The 23,979-nt window shown below is 68.3% G+C and carries 25 protein-coding genes; 16 read left to right on the plus strand and 9 right to left on the minus strand.

Annotated elements, in window-relative coordinates:
* The 7 genes from V5F75_RS03700 (at position 1) to trmB (ending at position 7,057) form a co-directional block, all read left to right on the plus strand.
* Positions 1–1,095: a PhoH family protein gene (locus tag V5F75_RS03700; RefSeq protein WP_394033146.1), complete on the plus strand. Its 1,095-nt coding sequence runs from the start codon at positions 1–3 to the stop codon at positions 1,093–1,095.
* 3 nt (positions 1,096–1,098) lie between these two features.
* On the plus strand, positions 1,099–1,620 hold the full coding sequence (gene ybeY / locus V5F75_RS03705) for an rRNA maturation RNase YbeY (RefSeq protein WP_394033147.1): 522 nt from the start codon (positions 1,099–1,101) through the stop codon (positions 1,618–1,620).
* Between the two features lie 15 nt (positions 1,621–1,635).
* The gene (locus V5F75_RS03710) at positions 1,636–2,610 is read left to right on the plus strand and encodes a hemolysin family protein (RefSeq protein WP_394033148.1); all 975 of its coding nucleotides are present in this window, start codon (positions 1,636–1,638) and stop codon (positions 2,608–2,610) included.
* 91 nt (positions 2,611–2,701) lie between these two features.
* Positions 2,702–4,354 (plus strand): apolipoprotein N-acyltransferase, encoded by a 1,653-nt coding sequence (gene lnt, locus V5F75_RS03715; protein WP_394033149.1) that lies wholly within the window; start codon positions 2,702–2,704, stop codon positions 4,352–4,354.
* Between the two features lie 98 nt (positions 4,355–4,452).
* Positions 4,453–4,860, plus strand: coding sequence for a helix-turn-helix domain-containing protein (locus tag V5F75_RS03720; RefSeq protein WP_394033150.1), 408 nt, complete (start codon positions 4,453–4,455; stop codon positions 4,858–4,860).
* Positions 4,861–4,965: 105 nt separating this feature from the next.
* The gene (gene metK / locus V5F75_RS03725) at positions 4,966–6,159 is read left to right on the plus strand and encodes a methionine adenosyltransferase (protein WP_393987708.1); all 1,194 of its coding nucleotides are present in this window, start codon (positions 4,966–4,968) and stop codon (positions 6,157–6,159) included.
* 187 nt (positions 6,160–6,346) lie between these two features.
* Positions 6,347–7,057: a tRNA (guanine(46)-N(7))-methyltransferase TrmB gene (gene trmB / locus V5F75_RS03730; RefSeq protein WP_394033151.1), complete on the plus strand. Its 711-nt coding sequence runs from the start codon at positions 6,347–6,349 to the stop codon at positions 7,055–7,057.
* Between the two features lie 112 nt (positions 7,058–7,169).
* On the opposite strand, the gene V5F75_RS03735 is transcribed toward trmB, so the two are convergent.
* The 9 genes from V5F75_RS03735 to hemE form a co-directional block, all read right to left on the minus strand.
* Positions 7,170–8,042, minus strand: a complete 873-nt coding sequence (locus V5F75_RS03735; RefSeq protein ID WP_394033152.1) for a Rossmann-fold NAD(P)-binding domain-containing protein — start codon at positions 8,040–8,042, stop codon at positions 7,170–7,172.
* A 40-nt stretch (positions 8,043–8,082) separates the two neighbouring features.
* The gene (gene olsA / locus V5F75_RS03740) at positions 8,083–8,988 is read right to left on the minus strand and encodes a lyso-ornithine lipid O-acyltransferase (RefSeq protein WP_394033153.1); all 906 of its coding nucleotides are present in this window, start codon (positions 8,986–8,988) and stop codon (positions 8,083–8,085) included.
* A gap of 41 nt (positions 8,989–9,029) precedes the next feature.
* Entirely contained in the window at positions 9,030–9,407 is a 378-nt protein-coding gene (locus V5F75_RS03745; protein WP_394033633.1) for a Fur family transcriptional regulator, read from the minus strand.
* A 150-nt stretch (positions 9,408–9,557) separates the two neighbouring features.
* The gene (locus V5F75_RS03750) at positions 9,558–10,028 is read right to left on the minus strand and encodes a GNAT family N-acetyltransferase (RefSeq protein ID WP_394033154.1); all 471 of its coding nucleotides are present in this window, start codon (positions 10,026–10,028) and stop codon (positions 9,558–9,560) included.
* The gene (tsaB, locus tag V5F75_RS03755; protein ID WP_394033155.1) at positions 10,025–10,708 is read right to left on the minus strand and encodes a tRNA (adenosine(37)-N6)-threonylcarbamoyltransferase complex dimerization subunit type 1 TsaB; all 684 of its coding nucleotides are present in this window, start codon (positions 10,706–10,708) and stop codon (positions 10,025–10,027) included. Before tsaB ends, V5F75_RS03750 begins: the two co-directional genes overlap by 4 nt.
* A gap of 151 nt (positions 10,709–10,859) precedes the next feature.
* Positions 10,860–11,423: a NifU family protein gene (locus tag V5F75_RS03760; protein WP_394033156.1), complete on the minus strand. Its 564-nt coding sequence runs from the start codon at positions 11,421–11,423 to the stop codon at positions 10,860–10,862.
* A 151-nt stretch (positions 11,424–11,574) separates the two neighbouring features.
* Positions 11,575–12,846, minus strand: a complete 1,272-nt coding sequence (gene rho / locus V5F75_RS03765) for a transcription termination factor Rho (protein WP_393987701.1) — start codon at positions 12,844–12,846, stop codon at positions 11,575–11,577.
* Positions 12,847–13,105: 259 nt separating this feature from the next.
* Positions 13,106–13,531 carry a protoporphyrinogen oxidase HemJ gene (gene hemJ / locus V5F75_RS03770; protein ID WP_394033157.1) on the minus strand — a complete coding sequence of 142 codons (426 nt, stop codon included), beginning with the start codon at positions 13,529–13,531 and terminating at the stop codon, positions 13,106–13,108.
* Between the two features lie 26 nt (positions 13,532–13,557).
* Positions 13,558–14,604 (minus strand): uroporphyrinogen decarboxylase, encoded by a 1,047-nt coding sequence (hemE, locus tag V5F75_RS03775; RefSeq protein WP_394033158.1) that lies wholly within the window; start codon positions 14,602–14,604, stop codon positions 13,558–13,560.
* Positions 14,605–14,931: 327 nt separating this feature from the next.
* Here hemE and V5F75_RS03780 point away from each other — a divergent pair, with 327 nt between their 5' ends.
* From V5F75_RS03780 to V5F75_RS03820, 9 genes are all read left to right on the plus strand, one after another.
* On the plus strand, positions 14,932–15,795 hold the full coding sequence (locus tag V5F75_RS03780) for a pyruvate, water dikinase regulatory protein (RefSeq protein ID WP_394033159.1): 864 nt from the start codon (positions 14,932–14,934) through the stop codon (positions 15,793–15,795).
* Positions 15,796–15,801: 6 nt separating this feature from the next.
* Positions 15,802–16,416, plus strand: coding sequence for a Maf family protein (locus V5F75_RS03785; protein ID WP_394033160.1), 615 nt, complete (start codon positions 15,802–15,804; stop codon positions 16,414–16,416).
* The gene (locus V5F75_RS03790) at positions 16,413–17,261 is read left to right on the plus strand and encodes a shikimate dehydrogenase (protein ID WP_394033161.1); all 849 of its coding nucleotides are present in this window, start codon (positions 16,413–16,415) and stop codon (positions 17,259–17,261) included. The genes V5F75_RS03785 and V5F75_RS03790 overlap by 4 nt, the downstream gene beginning before the upstream one ends.
* Before the next feature lie 4 nt (positions 17,262–17,265).
* Positions 17,266–17,871, plus strand: coding sequence for a dephospho-CoA kinase (gene coaE, locus V5F75_RS03795; protein WP_394033162.1), 606 nt, complete (start codon positions 17,266–17,268; stop codon positions 17,869–17,871).
* A gap of 19 nt (positions 17,872–17,890) precedes the next feature.
* A complete protein-coding gene (gene dnaQ, locus V5F75_RS03800; protein WP_394033163.1) occupies positions 17,891–18,613 on the plus strand; it encodes a DNA polymerase III subunit epsilon in 723 nt (240 codons plus the stop codon).
* A gap of 382 nt (positions 18,614–18,995) precedes the next feature.
* Entirely contained in the window at positions 18,996–20,297 is a 1,302-nt protein-coding gene (gene mnmE / locus V5F75_RS03805) for a tRNA uridine-5-carboxymethylaminomethyl(34) synthesis GTPase MnmE (protein ID WP_394033164.1), read from the plus strand.
* A 134-nt stretch (positions 20,298–20,431) separates the two neighbouring features.
* Positions 20,432–22,342, plus strand: coding sequence for a tRNA uridine-5-carboxymethylaminomethyl(34) synthesis enzyme MnmG (mnmG, locus tag V5F75_RS03810; protein WP_394033165.1), 1,911 nt, complete (start codon positions 20,432–20,434; stop codon positions 22,340–22,342).
* A 78-nt stretch (positions 22,343–22,420) separates the two neighbouring features.
* A complete protein-coding gene (gene rsmG / locus V5F75_RS03815; protein WP_394033166.1) occupies positions 22,421–23,074 on the plus strand; it encodes a 16S rRNA (guanine(527)-N(7))-methyltransferase RsmG in 654 nt (217 codons plus the stop codon).
* 57 nt (positions 23,075–23,131) lie between these two features.
* On the plus strand, positions 23,132–23,974 hold the full coding sequence (locus V5F75_RS03820) for a ParA family protein (protein ID WP_394033167.1): 843 nt from the start codon (positions 23,132–23,134) through the stop codon (positions 23,972–23,974).
* Positions 23,975–23,979: the final 5 nt, after the last annotated feature.

Raw genomic sequence — 23,979 nt, forward strand, 5'->3', positions numbered from 1 at the left:
TTGCGCAGACCCGGCAGCGACCGCGACCGTCCCGACCGCTCCGATCGCCCCGCGCCGGGCCCCGCCCGCGCGGCGGTGACCGCCCCCTGGGCCACCACGGAGGAGGAGGCCCCCACCCATGTGGTGCTCGCCTTCGACGACAACCGCCTCGCCACCCTGCTGTTCGGCCACTACGGGCGAAACCTCGCCCTGATCGAGCGCAAGCTGGGCGTGAAGGCTGATTCGCGCGGCAACCACGTCACGCTCGAAGGCGGCCCGGAAGGCTGCGAGCAGGCCCGCGCGGTCCTGGAGCACCTCTACGAGGCGCTGAGGAAGGGGCGCGACATCTCCCAGGGCGACGTGGACGGCGCCATCCGCGAGGTGACGTCGCAGGGCTCGCTGTTCGATTTCGACCCCGCCGCCCAGCGCCAGACCTTCGACGAGATCCAGCTCCGCCGCCGCCCGGTGCGGGCACGCACGGCGGCGCAGGATGCCTACATCCGCGCGCTCAAGCGGCACACGCTGGTGTTCGGCGTGGGCCCGGCGGGCACCGGCAAGACCTGGCTGGCGGTGGCCTATGCGGTGCACCTGCTGGAACGGCGCATGGTGGACCGCATCATCCTCTCCCGTCCGGCGGTGGAGGCGGGCGAGCGGCTCGGCTTCCTGCCCGGCGACATGAAGGACAAGGTGGACCCCTACCTTCGTCCCATCTACGACGCCCTGTACGACCTCATGGACCGCTCATTCGTGGAACGGTCGCTGCAGTCGGGGGAGATCGAGATCGCGCCGCTCGCCTTCATGCGCGGGCGCACGCTCTCCAACGCCGCCGTGATCCTGGACGAGGCGCAGAACGCCACCTCCATGCAGATGAAGATGTTCCTCACCCGCCTCGGCGAGAACTCCCACATGATCGTCACCGGCGACCCGAGCCAGACCGACCTGCCGGGCGCCCAGACCTCCGGCCTCGCGGAGGCGGTGGGGCTGCTGGAGGGCGTGGAGGGCGTGGGCGTGTGCACCTTCAAGGCCGAGGACGTGGTGCGCCATGAGCTGGTGGGCCGTATCGTCGCCGCCTATGAACGCGCCGCCGCGCCGCGCAAGCTCGCGGCGGAGGGCTGAGCCATGGCCGATACCGCCCCCCTGCCCCCCGACGCGGTCGAGATCGACGTCCTGGTGGAGGCGCCCCAGTGGTCCGACCTGCCGGACGCCGAAGGCATCGCCGTGGGCGCCGCCCTTGCGGCCCTCGCCGCCGTGCCCGAGGAGGTGCCGGCCCCCGCGGAGATGAGCATCACCCTCACCGACGACGCCCACATCCAGGTGCTGAACCGGGAGTGGCGCGACATGGACAAGGCCACCAACGTGCTCTCCTTCCCCGCCCCGGAGCTGCCGGAGGACGTGGAGGACGCGCCCCAGCCCCTGGGTGACGTGATCGTCGCCTACGAGACGCTGAAGCGCGAGGCGGAGCTGGAAGAGAAGCCCATCGCGCATCACCTCACCCATCTGGTGGTGCACGGCACCCTGCACCTGCTAGGGTATGATCACATCGAAGACGACGAAGCAGAAGAAATGGAGGGCTTGGAGCGCCAGATCCTCGCCGGGCTCGGGATCGACGATCCCTACCGCCTGCCGCAGGACGGTGGCTGAAGCTGAAGAGAGGCCATGGCCAACATCGACCAACCGACCGAGACCAGCTCCTCGGAGCCGCAGAGTTTTCTCGATCGATTGCGTGCCCTCCTCGGCACGTTCCGACCGCACGGCTCCCTCCGCACCGATCTGACGGAGGTGCTGGACGCGTCGAGCGCAACCGGGGAGGAGAGCGAATTCACGCCCGCCGAGCGCAAGATGCTGCGCAATATCCTTCACCTGAAGGAGGTGGGCATCGGCGATATCATGGTGCCCCGCGCCGAAATCGTCGCCGTGCGCAAGGACATTTCCCTGAGCGATCTGCTCAAGGTCTTCGTCTCCGATGCCCATTCGCGGCTCGTGGTCTATGACGACACCCTGGACGACCCGGTGGGCATGGTCCACCTGCGCGACCTCATCGGCTTCCTGGCCGGCGACATCGCCGCGAGCCCGCCGGGGGTCAAGGTCGACCTTTCGGCGGTGGACCTCGACCGCACCCTGGAAGACGCCGGCCTCACCCGCCGCCTGCTCTATGTGCCGCCCTCCATGCCGGCGGTGGACCTGCTCGTCTCCATGCAGGCCGCCCGCACCCATCTCGCTTTGGTGATCGACGAATACGGCGGCACCGACGGCCTCGTCTCCATCGAGGACGTGGTGGAGGAGATCGTCGGCGAGATCGAGGACGAGCACGACGAAGCCGCCGAGAGCCTGCTGGAACACCAGGACGACGGCAGCTATCTCGTGGATGCCCGCGCCCCGCTCGAATCCATCGTGGAGGTGCTCGGCCCCGGCTTCGCTTCCGAGGAGGAGCTGGAAGAGGTGGACAGCCTCGGCGGCCTGGTGGTGCGGCTCGCCGCGCGGGTGCCGCCCGAGGGCGAGATCATCACCCTGCCCGGCCAGTACCAGGTGGAGGTGCTGGAGGCAGACCCCCGCCGCGTGAAGAAGCTGCGCATCATTCCCCCGGTGAAGCCCGGCACCGCGGAAGACGCCGTCGCCGCCGGCGAGGCATGAGGCGGCGGCTTCCCGCAGCCGGCCGGACGACTCAAAGGGCGGCCGCGGGCCGCCCGCCCCGCCGCCACCCGAGACCGGTTCGGACCCCGTCATGACATTCGAGAACACCCTCCCGCCGACGGACGGCGGACGGCGGATCGCGCCCGGTATCCTGCAACGCCTCGCGGCGCGGGTCCGCGGCCTTTCCGGCTGGCGGCGCGCCCTGACGGCCATGGCGGCCGGGGCGCTCGGCGCCCTCGCCATGCCGCCGTTCGGCCTGTGGCCCGCGCTCGCGGTGAGCTTCCCGGTGCTGGTGCTGCTGCTCGATGGTGCCCGCGGCCCGACATGGCCCCGGCTGAAGGCCGCCGCCGGCATCGGCTGGGCCTTCGGCTTCGGCTACTTCTTCGCCTCCCTGTGGTGGATCGGCGCCGCCTTCCTGGTGGAGGCGGACGTGTTCGCCTGGCTCCTGCCGGTCGCGGTGCTGGCCATGCCGGCCGGGCTCGCCCTGTTCACCGCGCTGGGCGCCGCGCTGGCGCGCCTGCTGTGGTCGGATGGTCCCCTGCGGCTGTTCGCCTTCGCCTTCGCCTTCACTACGTCCGAGTGGCTGCGCGGGCACGTGCTCACCGGCTTTCCCTGGAACACCTTCGGCTATGCCTTCGCGCAATGGCTGCCGCTGATGCAGAGCGCGGCCCTGGTTGGAGCCTACGGCCTCACCTTCTTCGCGCTGCTGCTGCTGGCGACCCCCGTGCTCGCCCTGTCCGGACGACGGCGGGACCTCGCGGGCGTAGCGACGGCAGCGGCGCTGATCGCGCTCGCGGCGCTCTGGGGAGAAGCGCGCCTCGCCGCCACCCCCACCCTTTTCGTGCCCGATGTGCGGCTGCGCATCATGCAGCCCAACCTGCCGCAGGACCAGAAGTTCAACTATGCCCGCCGCCGGGAGATCCTCGACGACTATCTCGCCCAGAGCGCGGAACCCTCGCCGACCTATCCGGCGGGCCTTGCGGACGTCACCGTGCTGGTGTGGCCGGAGAGCGCGCTGCCCTTCATCTACGAGCGCGAGCCGTGGGCGGCAGCCGCCATTGGCGAAGTACTTCCCCCAAACGTTACTTTGATTACAGGAGCGGTACGCTACGGGGCACCCCCGGAAGGGCAACATTCACCATTCTTCAACTCCGTGCGCGTCATCGACCACGAAGGACAGGTGCTGCGGAGCGCCGACAAGGCGCACCTCGTTCCCTTCGGTGAATACTTGCCGCTTCAGGACTTTCTGGAGCGCCTGGGAATAGAACAACTCACGCGTGTGCGCGGCGGCTTCTCCTCGGCCGCCTCCCTGCACGCGCTGGAAGTGCCCGGCCTGCCGCCTGTCGCTCCGCTGGTATGTTATGAAATTATCTTTCCTGGAAACGTGATTCCGGATGGGGAAAGACCGCACCTGCTTCTCAATCTGACCAATGACGCATGGTTCGGATCGACCCCGGGCCCCTACCAGCACTTTGTGCAGGCACGGTTGCGGGCGGTGGAGGAGGGCCTACCCCTGGTGCGCGCGGCGAACACGGGCATCTCCGCCATCGTCGACCCTCTGGGACGAATCGTCGCACTCGGTCCCCTGGGTATTCGCGCGGTGGTGGATGGTGGCCTGCCCCAACCCCTGGAAACGGTTCCACCTGCTGCGGTGCATGCAAGATCGTTCCTGTTCTGGGTGCAATTTTTCAGTCTACTCCTGGCGCTATTACCACTCTCCGCACGCGTTACACGCAAAAGTTGATCGACGCTAACCCATTGTGTCCGTATGTTCGCGGGCAATCAGGGCAGCCTTCGCATCGCGAAGTTACAATACTCTTTTCCGACATAGCCGGAGAGACCATGGTCAAGAAGGCGCCGAACCCTATAGACAAGCATGTTGGCTCACGCGTGCGGATGCGCCGCATGATGATCAGCATGAGCCAAGAGAAACTGGGTGAGCACCTCGGCATCACGTTTCAGCAGATCCAGAAGTACGAGAAGGGGACCAACCGCATCGGGGCGAGCCGATTGCAGCAGATCTCCATAGTGCTGGGCGTGCCGGTGGCGTTCTTTTTCGAGGGAGCCCCTTCCGTGGGGCCGGAAGGCGAAGGTTTCGCGGAGGATCAATCCCCCGCTTACGTCTCGGACTTCCTGGCGACATCGGACGGGCTCGCTCTCACCCGCAACTTCATGCGCATCTCGGACGCACGCGTCCGCCGTCGCATCGTCGACCTCGTCATCGCCCTTGCCGGAGAAGCGGAGAGCTGACGTTCGATTTGACGAACGCCGTGGCCTCGGTGATCTTGACCACCCCCCGCCGCGTTGCGAAAAGCACCATACGCAACGCGGTGCGGGTGCAAGAAGGGCCGAGACATGGCGCGTCAATCCTACCTGTTCACGAGTGAATCCGTTTCCGAGGGGCATCCGGACAAAGTTTGCGACCGCATCTCCGACGAGGTCGTGGATACGTTCTTCCGAACTGCCGAAGCCGAAGGCTGGGATCCGACCCAGGTTCGCGTCGCCTGCGAAACGCTCGCGACCACGAACAAGGTGGTGATCGCCGGCGAGACCCGCGGCCCCTCCACCATCACCCACGACCTGATCGCCCATGCCGCGCGCCTCGCGATCAAGGACATCGGCTACGAGCAGGACGGCTTCCACTGGCAGACCGCCGACATCGACGTCGTGCTGCACTCCCAGTCCGCCGATATCGCGCAGGGCGTGGATATTGCCGGCAACAAGGACGAAGGCGCCGGTGACCAGGGCATCATGTTCGGCTACGCGGTCCGCGAGACCCCGGAGCTGATGCCCGCGCCCATCTATTACGCCCACAAGATCCTGAAGACGCTGGCGGAAGCCCGTCATTCCGGCGCCACCACCGCCCTCGGCCCGGATGCCAAGAGCCAGGTGACCGTGCGCTACGAGAACGGCAAGCCGGCCGGCGTGACGCAGATCGTGCTCTCCACCCAGCACCTGGACGAGCACCTCTCGTCCCAGGACGTGCGGGCCATCGTCGAGCCCTACATCCGCTCGACCCTGCCCGACGGCTGGATCTCCAAGGAGACCATCTGGCACGTCAATCCCACCGGCAAGTTCGTGATCGGCGGGCCTGACGGCGACACCGGCCTCACCGGCCGCAAGATCATCGTGGACACCTACGGCGGCGCGGCCCCGCACGGCGGCGGCGCCTTCTCCGGCAAGGATCCCACCAAGGTGGACCGCTCGGCCGCCTATGCCGCGCGCTACCTTGCGAAGAACGTGGTTGCCGCCGGCCTCGCCGACCGCGCCACCATCCAGCTCGCCTATGCCATCGGTGTCTCCGATCCGCTCGCGGTCTATGTGGACCTGCACGGCACCGGGCAGGTGGACGAGGCCAAGCTGGAAGTGGTGCTGCGCGAGGCGGTGAACCTGCGTCCGCGCGGCATCCGCGAGCATTTCGGCCTGTGCAAGCCCATCTATGCCCGCACCGCCGCCTACGGCCACTTCGGCCGTCCCCCGGAGGCCGACGGCGGCTTCTCCTGGGAGAAGACCGACATCGTGGACGCGCTGAAGTCCGCCTTCGCCTGAGCGCGGCCGGTCTATCGAACACGAATGGCCGGGCTCGTCCCGGCCATTCGCTTTTAAGGCGCCGCACCTGACGCCCTTGCCATCGCCGCGCCGGCGCGCTCATGCTGTCGCGCTGGCCGCCTGCAGGGCGAGGATCACGGCGGTTTCCTCATTTCGCATTGCCATGCGGCAGGGCAAGAGTTCCAACGTGGCCAATCCCGACATCCGCCGATCCCCGTCCGATCCCCTGAATCCCGGCGCCTTCTACGGCCGGCGCATCGGCAAGGCGCTGCGCGCCACGCAGCAGGACGCCATGGCGCGGATCCTGCCCCGCTATCGTTTCGCCCTCGAGGAGGCTGTGGCTCCCACCGCCCTGTTCCCCTTCGCGCCGGATGCCCTGTGGCTGGAAATCGGCTTCGGCGGCGGGGAGCACCTGCTCGACCACGCCGCGCGCCGGCCGAAGGTGGGCTTCCTCGGGGTCGAGCCCTTCATCAACGGCATGGCGCGCATGCTGGTGGATCTCGACGGCAGCGGACGCGACAACATCCGCCTGTTCGACGCCGATGCCGCCCTGCTGCTCGACCGCCTGCCCGAGGGGGTGCTGGCCGGCGCCGATCTCTTCTATCCCGACCCCTGGCCGAAGAAGCGCCACTGGAAGCGCCGCTTCGTGCGCCCCGACAATCTCGACCGCCTGGCGCGGGTGATCGTTCCCGGCGGAACGCTGCGGGTCGCCTCCGACGTGCCGGACTATGTGGGATGGACGCTGGCCGCGGTACGGGCCCACGGCGCCTTCCGCTGGACCGCCGGCACGGCGGCGGACTGGACCACCCCCTACCCCGGCTGGCCCGGCACGCGCTACGAGGCCAAGGCCCTGCAGGAGGGGCGCATTCCCACCTATCTCGCCTTCACGCGGGCCTGAGGCGCGCTGGCGCGTTCAGGAACAGCGAGAACCGGCGCGCGCGAAGGCTGCGCCTCTCCACGCGAGGCGAGAGCACGGCGCCGAGCGCTGGCTGGTCTGCACGGAAAGCGCGCTACCGCCCCTCGCCGGCAGCGGCGAGGGCATCGAGCCCCTCACGGTAGCTGGGAAAGGCGAGCCGCACGCCCAGATCTTCCTTCAGGCGGCGGTTCGAGACCCTCTTGCTCGCGCCCCAGAAGCTGAGGGCCATGGGGCTCATGGCGCGTGCCGCGTCCTCGAACGGGATGGCGGGCGGCACCGGCAGGCCGAGCAGCCGCGCGGCGTAGGCCACCGGCTCGCCGGGCGCCGTGGGCAGGTCGTCGGCGACGTTGAGGATGCCGTCGAAGCCCTGCTCCACCACCGCCATGATGGCGCGGCTGATGTCCTCCACATGGATGCGGTTGAACACCTGCCCAGGCCGGTCGATGATGCGCGCGTCACCGGCCTTGAGCTGCGCCAGCGCGTTGCGACCGGGACCGTAGATTCCCGCAAGGCGCAGCGCCGCCACCGCCATGTGGTGGCGGTGGCCGAATTCGAACCACGCGGCTTCGGCCTGAAGCCGCCGCTCCAGCCGCGGCGTGCCGGCGCGCGCAAGGCTCGTCTCGTCCACCCAGGCGCCCTGATGGTCGCCGTAGACGCCGAGGGTGGTGAGATAGACCACCTGCCGCGCGCGGCCCCACGCAATCGCGTCCGCGCCCAGCCGCAGCAGCGGGTCGCCGGCGGCGTCCGGCGGCGCCGACACCAAGAGCACGTCGGCCTCGGCAAGGGCATCCGCCAGCTCCGGCGACAGGCACGTGCCGTCAAAGCGGAAGCCGCGCGTGCCGGGCGGCAGGCGCGCGATGCCCTCCTCCGTGCGCGCGGTGGCGATCACCTCGGTAAAGGCCTGCGGGCGGGTGGCGATGAGGTGGCGGGCGCAATAGCCGAGGCCAACGGCGGCGAGGGTCGTCAAGGCACAGCCCTTTCCATGGGAAAGTTTTTATTTTGCCGGCTTATTCATCTCGTCCGGCGAGGCTTGCGGCGAGCTGCCGGCGCACTGTCTCTTCCGCCGCGCGGGTCACGCTCTTGCGATCATGGCCCGCGCCGAGGCGCAGCGGCGACGCGAACGTCACCTCCACGTCGAGCGCACCCTGGCGCAGCACCGCTAGCAGGTGCGGGGCGAGCTCCATGTCTCCATACCACGCCGCGAGGGGGCGCAGGCCCCGGCCCATCGGCAGGCCCTGCACCCGCGTGTAGGCCACCACCAGCGGCTGCACCACCACCGCGTCGTGGGTTGAGAAGACATCCCGCACCGCGCCCACCAGGGCCGTGCGGAACGGCAGCACGCGATTGCCGTCGCCCGAGGTGCCCTCGGCGAACAGCACCACGGGGTCACCGTCCACCAGACGCTCGGCGATCTCGCGATTCACGTCGCCGGTCGCGTGCCGCTTCTGCCGGTCCACGAACACCGTGCGCTGGAATTTGGCGAGCAGGCCGATGAGCGGCCAGGAGGCGACCTCGCTCTTGGCGACGAAGAACAGCGGCGTCAGCGAGCCGATCACCGAGATGTCGAGCCAGGAACTGTGGTTCGACAGGATCAGCAGCGGCCGGTGCGGATCGGGAGCGCCTTTCACCGTGACGCGCACGCCGAGCGCCTTCAGCACGATGCGGTGGTACAGCGCCGGGATGTGCCGCCGCCACGGCAGGCCCAGGCGCAGCGACACCCATTGCAGCGGAATGCCGATGAGCGTCACGAGGCCGATGCCGGCCAGCACCGTGCCCATCCGCACCCGATCGAGGATGGCCGTGCCGAGGGGACATTCCGGGCCCAGGGCGGGAACGCCAGCGCGCTTGCGGCGCGCACGCGCGGCGGGCGTCTCGCCGGCAGGTCCATCGGGCGGAAGGGCAAGGGGATCCACGCCCTGCCCGGCGGTCTCTCTCCGGCGCTGGCCCACGCTCTTTACTCTTCGTCGTCGAGCGGCACCGCATAGAGCTCCAGCCGGTGGCCGCGCAGCTTGAAGCCGAGCCGCCGGGCGATCTCTTCCTGCAGCTTCTCGATCTCCTCGGAGCGGAACTCGATCACCTGGCCGGACTTGAGGTCGATGAGGTGGTCGTGGTGCTCGTCCGGCATCTGCTCATAGCGCGCGCGGCCGTCGCCGAAGTCGTGCCGCTCGATGATGCCGGCATCCTCCAGCATCTTCACCGTACGGTAGACGGTGGAGATGGAGATGTTGTCGTCGATGGCGGCGGCGCGGCGGTGCAGTTCCTCCACGTCCGGGTGGTCCTCGGCGGAGGAGAGGACCCGCGCGATCACGCGGCGCTGCTCGGTCATCCGCATGCCCTTGGCAAGGCACGCCTGCTCGATGACACTGGTCTTTCCGCTCAAGCGGCACCTCCGCAATGACGGCGGGACATCACCGCCTTATCGCCTTGCCGGCCTTATGCCGCAAGGGGTTCCCGCACCGGGCGCGAAGCCGTGGACCAAGCCTCAGAAATCCCGCCGCAGCAGCAGCGCGTCGGTCCCCCTGTAGTAGCCCTTGCGCCGCCCCGCCTGCTGATAGCCGATCCCTGCATACAATTTCAACGCCGGGACATTGCCTTCCTCCACCTCCAGGAAGGAGGTGGTGACCCCCTCGGCCGCGAGGCGCGAGAGATGATGGGAGATGAGCTCCCGCCCCAGGCCCCGGCCGCGCGCCGGCGCGGCCACCGCGATGGAGAGGATCTCCGCCTCCGGCACCACCACGTGGGACAGCACGAAGCCAAGGATGCTGCCCCGGCCGGCGACCGCCACATGGCCGCGCGCGGCCTTCTCCGACAGCAGGCGCTCGAATTCCTCAGCCGCCCAGCCCTGGGCGAAGCAGGCGCCGTGAAGCGCGGCCAGCTCCCCGGCATCGGCCGCCGTCGCTGCGCGCATCACCGGCGGCGCGGACGGGAAGATGTAGTCGATCAGGGACATCATCGCCGCGCGATGCGGGCCTTGTCCTGCGGCTTGGCATCCGGCGGCCGCAGGTAAAGGGGCTTGGGCTCGGCCGCCTCCGGGTCCGCCGCCACGCCGAGGCGCGCCACCCAGGCCACGTCGGGCGCAGGAATCACGTCCACCGACACCGGCGGCGCCTCGCCGCTCGGCCACGCCTCGGCAAGGAGGCCGGCGCCGGACCCCACCAGCCGGGCCGGGCCGATGGCCACCGCGCGCGCCGCCTCGCGCACCGAGGTCGCCTTGGGCGCGATCAGCGTGCGCCCGCCGACCCCGAACATCTGCAGGAAGACATGGCCGTGTCTGGCATCGATCGCGCTCACCACCGGCACCGCGTCGTCGAGGGCGAGGAAGGGCGTGGCAAGGGCTGCGAGCGTCGTCACCCCCACCACCGGCCGGTTAGCCGCGAGCGCGAAGCCCCGCGCCGCCGAGAGTCCTACCCGGAGCCCGGTGAAGCTGCCCGGCCCGACGGTGACGGCAAAGCGGCCGATGTGCTCGAAATCGAGCCCGGCATCATCCATCACGCGCTTCACCAGGGGCACCAGCGCCTCAGCATGGCCGCGCTCCATGAGCAGCGAATCACCGGCCACGATGCTGTCGCTCTCCGCGTCGAGCACCGCCGCCGAGCACGCCGAAAGCGCTGTATCTATGGCCAGAACGAACATGAACCGGAAGCCCCTCTCGCCGCCACGATTGCCCGAAACGGACGCAAACGGAAGGGGACCCGCCCCGCTCACCTTGCCAAAAGGTTAATATCGGGAGCCGGGCGACCATGGCCGACTCCCCTCGCGTGAACCGGCTACCAGCCAGGCCGCCTCAGGCGGCCTGCACTTCGCGGATTTCCGGCACGAAGTGCTTCAGCAGGTTCTCGACGCCATTCTTCAGCGTGGCGGTGGAAGAGGGACAGCCCGAGCAGGACCCCTTCATGTTGAGATAGACCACGCCGTCCTTGAAGCCGCGGAAGGTGATGTCGCCGCCGTCATTGGCCACCGCCGGACGCACGCGGGTGTCGAGCAGCTCCTTGATGGTAGCCACGATCTCCGCGTCGGCGCCGTCATAGAATTCGTCGCCGTGGTCGTCGGCCGCGAGCGTCACGCCCTCGGCGACGATGGGCGCGCCGGACATGAAATGCTCCATGATGGCGCCGAGGATGGCGGGCTTCATCTGCCGCCAGTCGCCCTCCGCCTTGGTGACGGTGACGAAGTCCGGCCCCAGCATCACGCCGTCCACCCCGCGCACCTCGAACAACCGCCGCGCCAGGGGTGAGGCCTCGGCATCCTCGGTGGTGCGCAGGTCGAGCACGCCCTCGCCCAGGACGGGGCGACCCGGCAGGAACTTGAGAGTCGCCGGATTGGGCGTGGCTTCGGTCTGAATGAACATGGCCTAATCCTCAAAAAATGCGTGCCGGCAGAGCCGGCTCCTCATTTGCGAAGATAGGTCCTCCCCCGGAAATGCGAAAGGCCGGCTTCGGGAAATGCCGGAATTGACATGTCCCGAACCGGCCCTGTCCGCATGGCGGCGCGGAGCGCCGTCAGGTGTTCATGGAGTCGAAGAAGTCCTGGTTGGTCTTGGTCTGCCGCAGCTTGTCCAGCAGGAACTCGATGGCGTCCACCGTGCCCATGGGGTTCAGGATGCGGCGCAGGACGTACATCTTCTTGAGCGTGTCGGAGGGAACCAGCAGCTCTTCCTTGCGGGTGCCCGACCGGGTGATGTCGATGGCCGGGAACACGCGCTTGTCGGAGACCTTGCGGTCGAGGATGACCTCCGAATTGCCGGTGCCCTTGAACTCCTCGAAGATCACCTCGTCCATGCGCGAGCCGGTCTCGATGAGCGCGGTCGCGATGATGGTGAGCGAGCCGCCTTCCTCGATGTTGCGCGCCGCGCCGAAGAAGCGCTTGGGCCGCTGGAGGGCGTTGGCGTCCACGCCGCCGGTGAGCACCTTGCCGGAAGAGGGCACCACGGTGTTGTAGGCGCGGCCCAGGCGGGTGATGGAATCCAGCAGGATCACCACGTCGCGCCCGTGCTCCACGAGGCGCTTGGCCTTCTCGATGACCATCTCGGCCACCTGCACATGGCGGGCGGCGGGCTCGTCGAAGGTAGAGGAGATCACCTCGCCCTTCACCGAGCGCTGCATGTCGGTCACTTCCTCCGGCCGCTCGTCGATGAGCAGCACGATGAGGTAGCACTCGGGGTGATTCGCGGTGATGGACTTGGCGATGTTCTGCAGCAGCACCGTCTTGCCGGTGCGCGGCGGCGCCACGATGAGACCGCGCTGGCCCTTGCCGATGGGCGCCACCACATCGATGATTCGCGGCGAGAAATCCTTCTTGCCGCTGGTCGTCTCTTCATGCTCGAGCTTGAGCCGCTCATCGGGATAAAGCGGCGTCAGATTGTCGAAATTGATCTTGTGGCGGGTCTTCTCGGGGTCTTCGAAATTGATCGTGTTGACCTTGAGAAGGGCGAAGTAGCGCTCGCCTTCCTTGGGCGAGCGGATCTGCCCCTCCACGGTGTCGCCCGTGCGCAGGCCGAAGCGGCGGATCTGCGAGGGGGAGACATAGATGTCGTCCGGGCCCGGCAGATAATTGGCCTCGGGGGAGCGCAGGAAGCCGAAGCCGTCCTGGAGCACCTCCACCACGCCCTCGCCGATGATCTCGGTCTCGCTCAGGGCCAATTGCTTGAGGATGGCGAACAGCAGCTCCTGCTTGCGCAGGGTGCTCGCATTCTCCACCCCGTTCTCCTCGGCGAAGGCGAGCAGCTCGACAGGGGTCTTGGATTTCAGGTCTTGAAGTTTCACTTCCCGCATATGGGAAAGCCTCGATCAGGGTCTTGAAGAGTCACTCCATGCGGACACATGGAATGGACAAAAAGGAAGGGAGGGAAATCGCAGGTCTTCAGGAGCAGCCGGGGCGAGAGCGTCCGCCTGACGCGCGCGCCTGAGCCACAGATGGGTCAAACCCGAGGGCTCAAGCCTCAGCGAGCGCGTTTGCCTGCGTTGAGGAAAGCAGGCGGAGGATATGCACGCCGCGCGCGCAGCGCAAGCCCTTCCTTTGGAAAAGGCTTCATTAAAAAGGCTTCACCACCACCAGGATGACGATGCCGATCATCAGCAGGGTCGGCACCTCGTTGGCGACGCGGTAGAACCTTGCCGTCCGCACGTTGGCATCCGCCGCGAAATCGCGCACCCAGCGGGCCTGGAAGCCGTGCACCGCCGACAACGCCAGCACCAGCGCGAGCTTGGCGTGAAACCAGCCCTGCGTGTACCAGCCGCCCTCATAGGCCAGGAACAGGCCGGCGAGCCAGGTGACGATCATGGCCGGATTGGAGATCGCCTTCAGAAGGCGCCGCTCCATGACCTTGAACGTTTCCGATTGTGCCGAGCCCTTCGGCGCCATGGCGTGGTACACGAACAGCCGCGGCATGTAGAGCAGCGCCGCCATCCAGGCGATGACCGCCATGACGTGCAGCGCCTTGATCCACAGGTAGAGCATAGCCTCTCCTCAGCTCCGGCGCCGGCTCATGATGCCGCGCGCACGCCGTCCACCAGCGCTTCCACATGGGCGAGCGGCGTTTCCGGGCGGATGCCGTGGCCGAGATTGAAGATGTGGCGGCTTCCCGAGAAATCCGCGCGGATCCGGCGGATCTCCTCCGTCAGCGCATCGCCGCCGGCGATCAGCCGCAGGGGATCGAGATTGCCCTGCAGCGCCACCTTGCCGCCAAGCCGGGCGCGCGTGGCCGCGCGATCAGCCGTCCAGTCGAGGCCGACGGCGCTGATGCCGATGGCGGCGAGGCGCTCCAGCGCCTCCAGGCTCGCCCCCTTGGGGAAAGCGATGACCCGCACACCCGGATGCTCGGCCCGAAGGCCCGCGACGATGCGTTTCAGCGGCTCGACGCACCACGCCTCGAACGACAGCGGATCGAGCACGCCGGCCCAGGTGTCGAAGATCTGCACCGCGTCGGCGCCGGCGCGCACCTGCGCCGAGAGGTGGGTGATGGAGGCTTCCACCAGCCGGTCGATGAGCACCCCGAACAGGACGGGATCGCGCAGCGCCAGCAGGCGGGCGGGCGCCTGGTCGTCGGTGCCCTGCCCCGCCACCATGTAGGTGGCCACCGTCCAGGGCGCGCCGCAGAAGCCGATCAGCGCCACTTCGGGCGGCAGTTCCGCCCGCACGGCGGCTATCGCCTCGTAGACAGGCTCCGTGCGCGCGGGATCGAGCCGCCCGGCGAGGGAGGCGATGCGTGGCGCGCTGTCCACCCGTTCCAGGCGCGGGCCCTCGCCCGCGGTGAAGGTGAGGTCCACGCCGAGCGCATGGGGCACCACCAGGATGTCGGAGAAGATGATGGCCGCGTCGAAGCCGAACCGGCGGATGGGCTGGAGGGTCACCTCGGCGGCGAACTTGGGGTTGTAGCACAGGGTGAGGAAATCGCCGGCGATGGCGCGCACCTCCCGGTATTCGGGCAGGTAGCGGCCGGCCTGTCGCATCATCCAGAGCGGGGGCGGGTCGAGGGGGGTTCCGTCCAGGACGGCGAGGAAGGGCGATCGCGTCGCCGGAGAGCGGCTCATCCCGTGCCTTCAATCAATGAGAGTCTTATTTAAAGAGAGAGTCTTCAGAGTCTTTACGGTTGATTAACCAGTCGCAGCGCCATCGACAACCAATCCACACGCCATCCCGATTCAGATACCGCATTTGCCGCACCCGCGATGGCGCTCCGGAGCCGGTTAACAAAGGATTAACGGACCGGGCGCCATGGGATATTCACATCGGCACACAGGAGGGGTTCTGAATCGTTCCCTTCGAGTCGAAATGTGGATGACATTCCCCCCTTTCCCCAGGCCGATCTTGCGTCGGCCAAGGGAGCGTGCCTTCTTCAACAGCCTTCCACAGCGGCGGTGGATAAAGTGACGGCCACGAGAGTCCCGAGCGAGAGCTACTTTCACCTGCATCTGGTGTCCGACGCGACGGGCGAGACGCTCATTACCGTGGGGCGCGCGGCCTGCGCCCAATACGCGAACGTGCAGGCCATCGAGCACGTGTACCCGCTGGTGCGCTCCATGAAGCAGCTGGAGCGGGTGCTGAGCGAGATCGAGGCCAACCCCGGCATCGTGCTCTATACGCTGGTGGACAACGAGATCCGCACCCACCTGAAGCAGCAGTGCCAGGAGCTGGGCGTGCCCTATCTCTCGGTCATGGCGCCCATCGTGCGGCTGTTCCAGTCCTACCTCGGCGGCGAGCCGACCCCGCGCATCGGCGGCCAGCATTCCCTGGACGCGAGCTATTTCAAGCGCATCGACGCGCTGAATTTCACGGTGATGCACGACGACGGCCAGATGACCGACGATCTGGAAACCGCCGACGTGGTGCTGCTCGGCGTCTCGCGCACGTCCAAGACGCCGACCTCCATCTATCTCGCCAACCGCGGGATCAAGACCGCGAACATTCCCCTGGTGCCGAACGTGCCCACGCCGCCGGGAATGGAGATGCTGAAGAAGCCTCTGGTCGTGGGGCTGGTGGCGAGCCCGGAGCGGATCGTGGAGATCCGCCAGAACCGCCTGCTCGGCCTCAACGCCGCCGATACGGGCACCGCCTATACCGATCGCCATGCCGTTTCGGAGGAAATCGCCTTCTGCCGCAGGCTCTGCGCGCGCAACGGCTGGCCCTTGATCGACGTCACCCGCCGCTCCATCGAGGAGACGGCCGCCACCATCCTGGCGCTCTTCAACGAGCGCCGTCGCCGTGCCATCGCCGAGACCTGAAGACCCATGGAAAGCAAGACCCTCTGGCGCGGCGAGCAGCCGCTCGTCCTGGCCTCCAAGAGCGCCACGCGCCTCAGCCTTCTCGTGCATGCGGGCATGCCGGTGGAGACCGTCTCCATCGATGTGAACGAACGCACCCTTCAGGCCGAGGCGGGCGATCTCGACCCCTGCCGGGTGGCGCTGATGCTCGCCCGGGCCAAGGCGGCCGCCGGCTCGATGGCGGCGCCCGGCCGCATCGTGCTCGGAGCCGACCAGACGCTCGCCCTCGGCAGCGCGGTCTTCCACAAGCCGAGCACGGTGGAGGCGGCGCGCAGCCAGCTCGAGGCGCTTTCCGGCAAGACGCACGCTCTGCATTCCGCCGCCGCCCTGGTGGTGAACGGCGAGTTCGTGTTCGAGACGGTGGCGAGCGCCTACCTCACCATGCGCCCCCTCTCGCAGGACATGCTGGACACCTATCTCGCCTCCGCGGGCCAGCGCGTGCTCACGTCGGTCGGGGCGTATCAGCTCGAATCGGTGGGTGTGCACCTGTTCACCAAGGTGGAGGGCGACCACTTCACCATCCTGGGGCTGCCGCTGCTCCAGCTTCTGCCCTTCTTCCGCGAGCAGGGCATGCTGCCGTGACCGTGCGGGCCTGCGTCACCGGGTCGCCGGTTGCCCATTCCCGCTCGCCGATGCTGCACGGCTACTGGCTCGCGCGTTACGGCATCGATGGCGCCTATGGCCGCGAGGAGGTGCCGCCGGCGGAGGCGGCGGCCTTCTATCGCGGCCTTGCGGCGCGGGGCTACGCGGGCTGCAACGTGACCCTGCCCAACAAGGAGATCGCCTTCTCCGTCCTCGATGAGGCGGACGAGAGCGCGGCGGCGCTCGGCGCCGCCAACACCCTGTGGCTGGACGATGGCCGCCTCCACGGCGCCAACACCGACGGCTATGGCTTCCTCGCCAATCTCGACGCCATGGCCCCCGGCTGGGAGGGGCGGCGCGAGAGCGTGGTGGTGCTCGGCGCCGGCGGCGCCTCGCGTGCGGTGGTGCACGCGCTGGCGAGCCGCGGCTTCGGACGCATCGTGCTTGCCAACCGGACCCTGTCCCGCGCCGAGGCGGTGGCCGCGCCCCACGGAACGCGGGTGCGCCCGCTGCCGCTGGGCGATGTGGAAGGGGTGCTGGGAGACGCGGACGTGCTCGTCAATTGCACCTCCCTCGGCATGAAGGGATCGGATCCGCTCGATCTCGACCTCTCGTGCCTACGGCCCGAGGCTGTCGTGACGGACATCGTCTACGTGCCCTTGAAGACGCCGTTCCTGAAGGCGGCCGAGGCGCGGGGCTTGAGGACGGTGGACGGGCTCGGCATGCTGCTGCACCAGGGTGTTCCGGGCTTCGAGCGCTGGTTCGGCGTGCGGCCCGAGGTGACGGACGACCTGCGCGCGCTTCTGGTGGCGGACCTGAAGGCGAAGGGGCAGCTGGAGGCGTGACGCCATGTGGATTCTCGGCCTCACCGGTTCCATCGGCATGGGAAAATCGGCCACTGCCGCCATGTTCCGCGACTTCGGCGTTCCCGTGCACGATGCGGATGCGGCCGTGCACGATCTCTACCGGACTGAGGCGGTGGAACCGGTTGGAGCGGCCTTTCCCGGCGTCGTGAAGGACGGCGTGGTCGAGCGGCCGGCGCTCGCCGCGCGCGTGCTGAACGATCCGGAGTCGATGGCGCGGCTGGAGGCCATCGTCCACCCCCTGGTGTGGGCGCGGGAACGCGCCTTCCTGGAACAGGCGCGGCGCGCGGGAACGCGCCTGTGCGTGCTCGACATACCGCTCCTGTTCGAGACCGGGGCGACCCGCCGCACCCATGCGGTGGTGGTGGTGAGCGCGCCGCCGCAGGTGCAGCGCCAGCGCGTGCTCGACCGGCCGGGAATGACGCCGGAAAAGCTGGAGGCCATCCTCGCCAGGCAGACGCCGGACGCGGAGAAGCGCCGGCACGCCCATTTCATCATCGACACCGGGCGCGGCTTTGAAGCGGCGCGCCATCAGGTGGCGGGAATCATGCGGGCCTTGTGCGGCCCCGGCCGGCGCGCGCCGGGCGCCTGAGACTCAAGGAGATCCGCTTATGCGCGAGATCGTGCTCGACACGGAAACCACGGGCCTCGAAGCCAATGGCGGTGACCGGCTGGTGGAAATCGGCTGCGTGGAGATGGTGAACCGCATCCTCACCGGCACGGTCTACCACGTCTATATCAATCCCGAGCGGGATATGCCGCAGGAGGCCTTCAATGTGCACGGCCTCTCGAGCGAGTTCCTCTCGGACAAGCCGGTGTTCGCCGCCGTTGCCGAGGAATTTCTGGAATTCATCGCCGACGACACGCTGGTCATCCACAATGCGGCGTTCGACATCGGCTTCTTGAACGCGGAGCTGGCACGGCTCGGACGGCCGGCGATTTTACGTGATCGCGTTGTCGATACGCTGGCCCTCGCCCGCCGCAGGCATCCGGGCGCGAGCAACCGGCTCGACGACCTGATGAACCGCTACGGCATCGACAGCTCCCGCCGCGTGAAGCACGGCGCGCTTCTGGACGCCGAGCTTCTGGCGGAGGTGTACAGCGAGCTGCTCGGTGGCCGCCAGGCCAGCCTGATGGGCCTGGTGGAGGAAACCAGTGAGGCGCCGCGGCTCGTGGTGGAGGCGAAGGCGGTGCGGCCGCGCCCCGCGCCGCTCCCCTCGCGCGTGAGCGCGGAGGAAGGGCAGGCCCATGCGGCGTTCGTCGCAAGCCTGGGGGAAAAGGCCCTGTGGCTGAAATATGCGCCGCCAGAAGATGCGAAGCCGGACGAAGCGTGAGGTGGGCTCACGCAGTCCCATGTGCAACCAAAAATTGAATTTTTGAGTTTTATTGCGAAAAAGTCGATCGATTGGGAAGGCCTCAGGCGGCTAAATCGGGTTCGTTTCGATGCCGAGTTCATCGGAACGTGAGATCCAGCCACGACGCCTCTGACGCGATTTGAAACCGGGTCGTCAAAAACGCTCCCGCGCGAAGGACCTTTTGGGGGTCTTCGCCCATCCCGGCGCGTAGTGGCGTGATGGACGCTCCCGATCTTCTCCCCACGCTCTGCTTCGCGGCACCGATTGGATCGGCGGCGGCGGCGGTTTATCCATCTTCTTCTCGTGTGCGCCAGAACGCGCCCGCGGCAAGCCGCGATCGGCGGCGGGAGGGGACGACCGGATGACGACCGCCGACACCATTTTTGCGCTTTCCTCGGGCCGGCTGCCTTCAGGGGTCGCGGTTATCCGCATTTCGGGCTCGATTGCGCGCGGCGCGCTTCTCGCGCTCGCCGGTGAGGTGCCACCCGCGCGGCAGGCCCGCTACGGCATTTTGAGGCACCCCGCTGGCGGCGACGTGCTGGATCGCGGCCTGCAGATCTTCTTCCCCGCTCCGGCCAGCGCCACGGGAGAGGATGTGACGGAACTGCATCTGCACGGTGGGCGGGCCGTGGTCGCGGCGGTGCTTTCCGCGCTGTCATCCCTGCCGGGGCTGCGGCCGGCGGAGGCCGGAGAGTTCACGCGGCGGGCGCATGCCAATGGCAAGCTCGATCTCTCCGAGGTCGAGGGGCTGGCGGATCTGATCGCCGCAGAGAGCGAGGCGCAGCGTCGGCAGGCCCTCGCGCAGGCCTCGGGCGCCCTTTCGCGGCGCGTGGAGAGCTGGCGCGAGGCCCTGCTGTGGGCGCTCGCCATGGCGGAGACGGGACTCGATTTCGCCGACGAAGGGGATGTGGAGGAGCGCCTGGGCGCGGACATGCGCCACGCGCTGGCCCCGGTGGTGGCGGAGATGGAAGCGGCGCTGCGCGATTCGCAGCGCGGCGAGCGGGTGCGCGACGGGGTCGTCATCGCCATCGCCGGTCCGCCGAATGCGGGCAAGTCCAGCCTGCTGAACCGGCTCGCCGGGCGCGACGTGGCCATCGTCTCGCCCCTCGCGGGCACGACGCGGGACGTGCTGGAGATCCATCTGGAGCTGGCGGGCCAGTCGGTGACGGTGCTCGACACCGCGGGGCTGCGGGAGACGGTGGACCTGGTGGAGGCCGAGGGCGTGCGCCGGGCTTTGGCCCGGGCGGAGGAAGCGCATCTCGTGCTGTGGCTCTCGGACGAGGCGCAATCGCCGCCGCCGGAGCTCGGCCACGCAATCCTGGTGCGCACGAAGGCGGACCTGGGCGGCGCCTGTCCGCGCGGCTGGATCGCCCTCTCCACGGTGGAGAAGGATGGGCTGGAAAAGCTGCTCGGCGTGGTCGGGGAGCTGCTGGACGCTCTGGTGGGTGGCGAGCCGGCGCTCATCACGCGAGAGCGGCAACGCCATGCGGTGGATCTGGCGCTGGGCTATCTGCGCGCGGTGGTGGAGAATCCGTGGGTCAGCGATGAACTGAAGGCGGAAGAATTGCGGCTCGCGGCGCGGGCGCTGGACCGCACCATCGGCCGCATCGATGTGGAGGATGTGCTGGATCGCATCTTCTCCACCTTCTGCATCGGCAAGTGAGGCGGGTGCGGAGGTGCGGATGGGCGCGGCGGCGAATAGCCGGAGCGTGTTTCACGTGAAACACGGGATGCCCTGTCGCGGATTTGTTGAGGGCCGCGCTTGACGCGCTCGGCCTGACGGCGTTTCCAGAAGGCATGATGGACACTTCCCACCTCCCCTGCCCCGCGCCTGCCGAATCCCGGCCGTTCGACGTGATCGTGGTGGGCGGCGGCCACGCCGGTTGTGAGGCCGCCGCCGCCGCTGCGCGCGCCGGGGCGCACACCGCATTGGTCACGCACAATGCGTCCACCATCGGCGCCATGTCGTGCAACCCCGCCATTGGCGGCCTCGGCAAGGGCCATCTGGTTCGTGAGATCGACGCCCTCGACGGGCTCATGGGCCGCGTGGCCGATGCGGGGGGAATCCAGTTTCGGGTGCTCAACCGGCGAAAGGGGCCGGCGGTGCGCGGCCCTCGTGCGCAGGCCGACCGCCGGCTCTATGCCCGGGCAATGCAGCAGGCGCTTGCGGAGACCGCCGGGCTTTTCGTTCTCGAAGGCGAAGCCGACGATCTGGAGTTCAGGGACGGCCGGGTGGTGGCCATACGCCTCGCCGATGGCCGGCGCCTTGCGGCGGGCGCGGTGGTCCTCACCACAGGCACGTTCCTGAATGGCCTCATCCATATGGGCGAGGTGAGCTTTCCCGCGGGACGGATCGGTGAAAAGCCCGCGCTGGGGCTTTCGCCCGCGCTGGCGCGGCTGGGCCTCTCGCTCGGCCGGCTGAAGACCGGCACGCCGGCGCGGCTCGATGGGCGCACCATCGACTGGGCCAGCCTGGAGATGCAGCAGGGTGACGACCCGCCCGAGCCCTTTTCGGCCCTCACCAAGGTGCTGCCCAACCCGCAGGTGGCCTGCGGCATCACCCGCACCACGCCGGCGACCCATGAGCTGATCCGCGCCAACCTCGGCCGTTCGGCCATGTATTCCGGCCGCATCGAGAGCACTGGCCCGCGGTATTGTCCCTCGATCGAGGACAAGATCGTCCGCTTCGGCGACCGGGATGGGCACCAGATATTCCTGGAGCCGGAGGGGCTGGACGACCATACGGTCTATCCGAACGGCCTTTCCACCTCCCTGCCCGAGGATGTCCAGCTCGCCTTCCTGCGCACCATTCCCGGGCTGGAGCAGGTGGCGGTGCTGCGGCCGGGCTATGCCATCGAATACGACCACGTGGACCCGAGGGAGCTGTCGGCGACCCTGGAGGCGCGGCGCGTGCGGGGCTTGTTCCTCGCCGGGCAGATCAACGGCACCACCGGCTATGAGGAGGCGGCCGCGCAGGGCCTGCTCGCGGGGTTGAACGCCGCGCGGCGCGCGGGAGGCACTGATGGCGTCATGCTCGACCGTGCCACCGCCTACATGGGGGTGATGGTGGATGACCTCGTGACGCGCGGCGTCAGTGAGCCCTACCGCATGTTCACGTCACGCGCGGAATATCGCCTGACGCTGCGCACGGACAATGCCGATCGGCGCCTGACAGGGCTGGGCGAGCGTCTCGGCCTCGTCGGGCGGGAGCGATCGGAGGTGTTCGCGCAGCGCAGCGCGATGCTGGAGCGCGCCCGCGATCTTGCACATGCGCTGAGCCTCACGCCCAATGAAGCCGCCCGCCACGGGCTCACCCTGAACAAGGACGGGCAGCGGCGGACAGCCTTCGACCTGCTGGCCTATCCGGATGTGGACGTGAAGCGCCTGTCGTCCATCTGGCCGGAGCTGGCGGGGCTCGATCCGCGGATCGCGGAGGAGATCGAGGTGGACGCCAAATATGCCGTCTATCTGGACCGGCAGGCGGTGGATATCGCGGTGCTGCGGCGGGATGAGGCGCTGCGCCTGCCGGACGATCTTGCATATGACACGCTCGCCGGCCTATCGAATGAACTGAAGCAGAAGCTGATGCGCGCGCGGCCACAGACCGTGGGACAGGCGGGGCGTATGGAAGGTATGACACCTGCGGCCCTCACCCTGCTGGCGACCCATGCGCGGAGGGAAAGCGGCGCCGAGCGCGCCGCCGGCTGAGCGGTTTTTCCAGAAGGGCGGGACGGCTTGATACGCAGGACGGAAATCGATGGGCAGAACAGCGCGGAAAAGCGCGCGGTGGAGCGTGCTGTTTCACGTGAAACATTCCAGCGCCTGGTGCTGATCGTCGATCTTCTGGCGAAGTGGCAGAAGACCATCAATCTGGTCGCCCCCGCGAGCCTGCCGCAGGTGTGGGAACGGCACGTGGCTGATTCGCTCCAGCTCGTGGCGCTCGCCCCCGCCACCACCACCCGGTGGGTGGACCTCGGCTCCGGCGGGGGCTTTCCCGGCCTCGTGGTGGCCGCTGTGCTCGCGGAGCGGCCGCAGGCGCGCGTTCATCTGGTGGAGAGCGATACTCGAAAGGCGGCCTTCCTTCGGGAGGCGGCGCGCCAGGGCGCGCTGCCGGTGGAGGTTCACGCGCAGCGAATCGAGAAAGCGGCCCCCGCTCTCGCCGCCGGATGCCAGGTGGTCTCGGCTCGCGCTCTCGCGGCTCTTCCGAAATTGCTCGATCTTTCGGCGCCATTTCTCGCCGCGGGGGCTCTTGGGCTGTTTCTGAAGGGGAAGGATGTCACGCGCGAATTGACCGAGGCGGCCAAAGGCTGGACACTTGATATCGAGCTTGCGCCCAGCCGCACGGATGCCGATGGGCGAATCGTGGTGGTGCGGAGCGCCAGACCTGTCGCCGATGCCGCGCTGTCCGCGGCTGTTCGCACGGACAAGCCGGAAATCTGACCCGCTGCTATGCCGCAAGCGATGCCCGTTTCGATCTGACCCGAGGATCCTCCACCCATGAGCGATCTCAACACCGCTTCTCCGGTCCTGCCCCCCTCCTCCCGCGCACGTGTGCTCGCGCTGGCGAATCAGAAGGGCGGCGTGGGCAAGACCACCACCGCCATCAACCTCGGCACCGCGCTCGCCGCCATTGGCGAGAAGGTTCTGGTGGTGGATCTCGATCCACAGGGCAATGCCTCCACCGGGCTGGGCATCGACCGCCGCGCGCGCCAGCGCTCCACCTATGACGTGCTCGTGGGCGAGGCCACCTTCCGCGAGACGATCATGGAAACGGGCGTGCCGTCCCTGCATGTGGCACCCTCGACCCTGGACCTTTCGGGCCTGGAGCTTGAGATCGCCACGGCGCGCGACCGGCCGTTTCGCCTGCGCAACGCCCTGCAGGCGCTGATGGATGACCCTTCCGCGCCGCGCTACAGCTATGTGCTGGTGGATTGCCCGCCGTCGCTCTCTCTGCTGACGGTGAACGCCATGGCGGCGGCCGACGCCATCGTGGTGCCCCTGCAGTGCGAGTTCTTCGCGCTGGAGGGTCTTTCCCAGCTCATGAAGACGGTGGACCAGGTGCGCGCGGGTCTCAACCCGAACCTGGTGATCCACGGCATCGTCCTCACCATGTACGATGGGCGGAACAACCTGTCGGACCAGGTGGTGCAGGATGTGCGCGCCTTCATGGGGGAGAAGGTGTACGACACCGTGATTCCGCGGAACGTGCGCATCTCCGAGGCGCCGTCCTATGGCAAGCCCGCCCTGCTCTATGACCTGAAGTGCGCGGGGTCGCAGGCCTATCTGAAGCTGGCGTCGGAGGTGATCCAGCGCGAGCGGGCCGCGCGGGCGGCGGCGTAAAATTG

It is taken from the genome of Xanthobacter albus (genome assembly GCF_043194895.2).
In the GTDB taxonomy this organism is placed as follows: Bacteria; Pseudomonadota; Alphaproteobacteria; order Rhizobiales; family Xanthobacteraceae; genus Xanthobacter.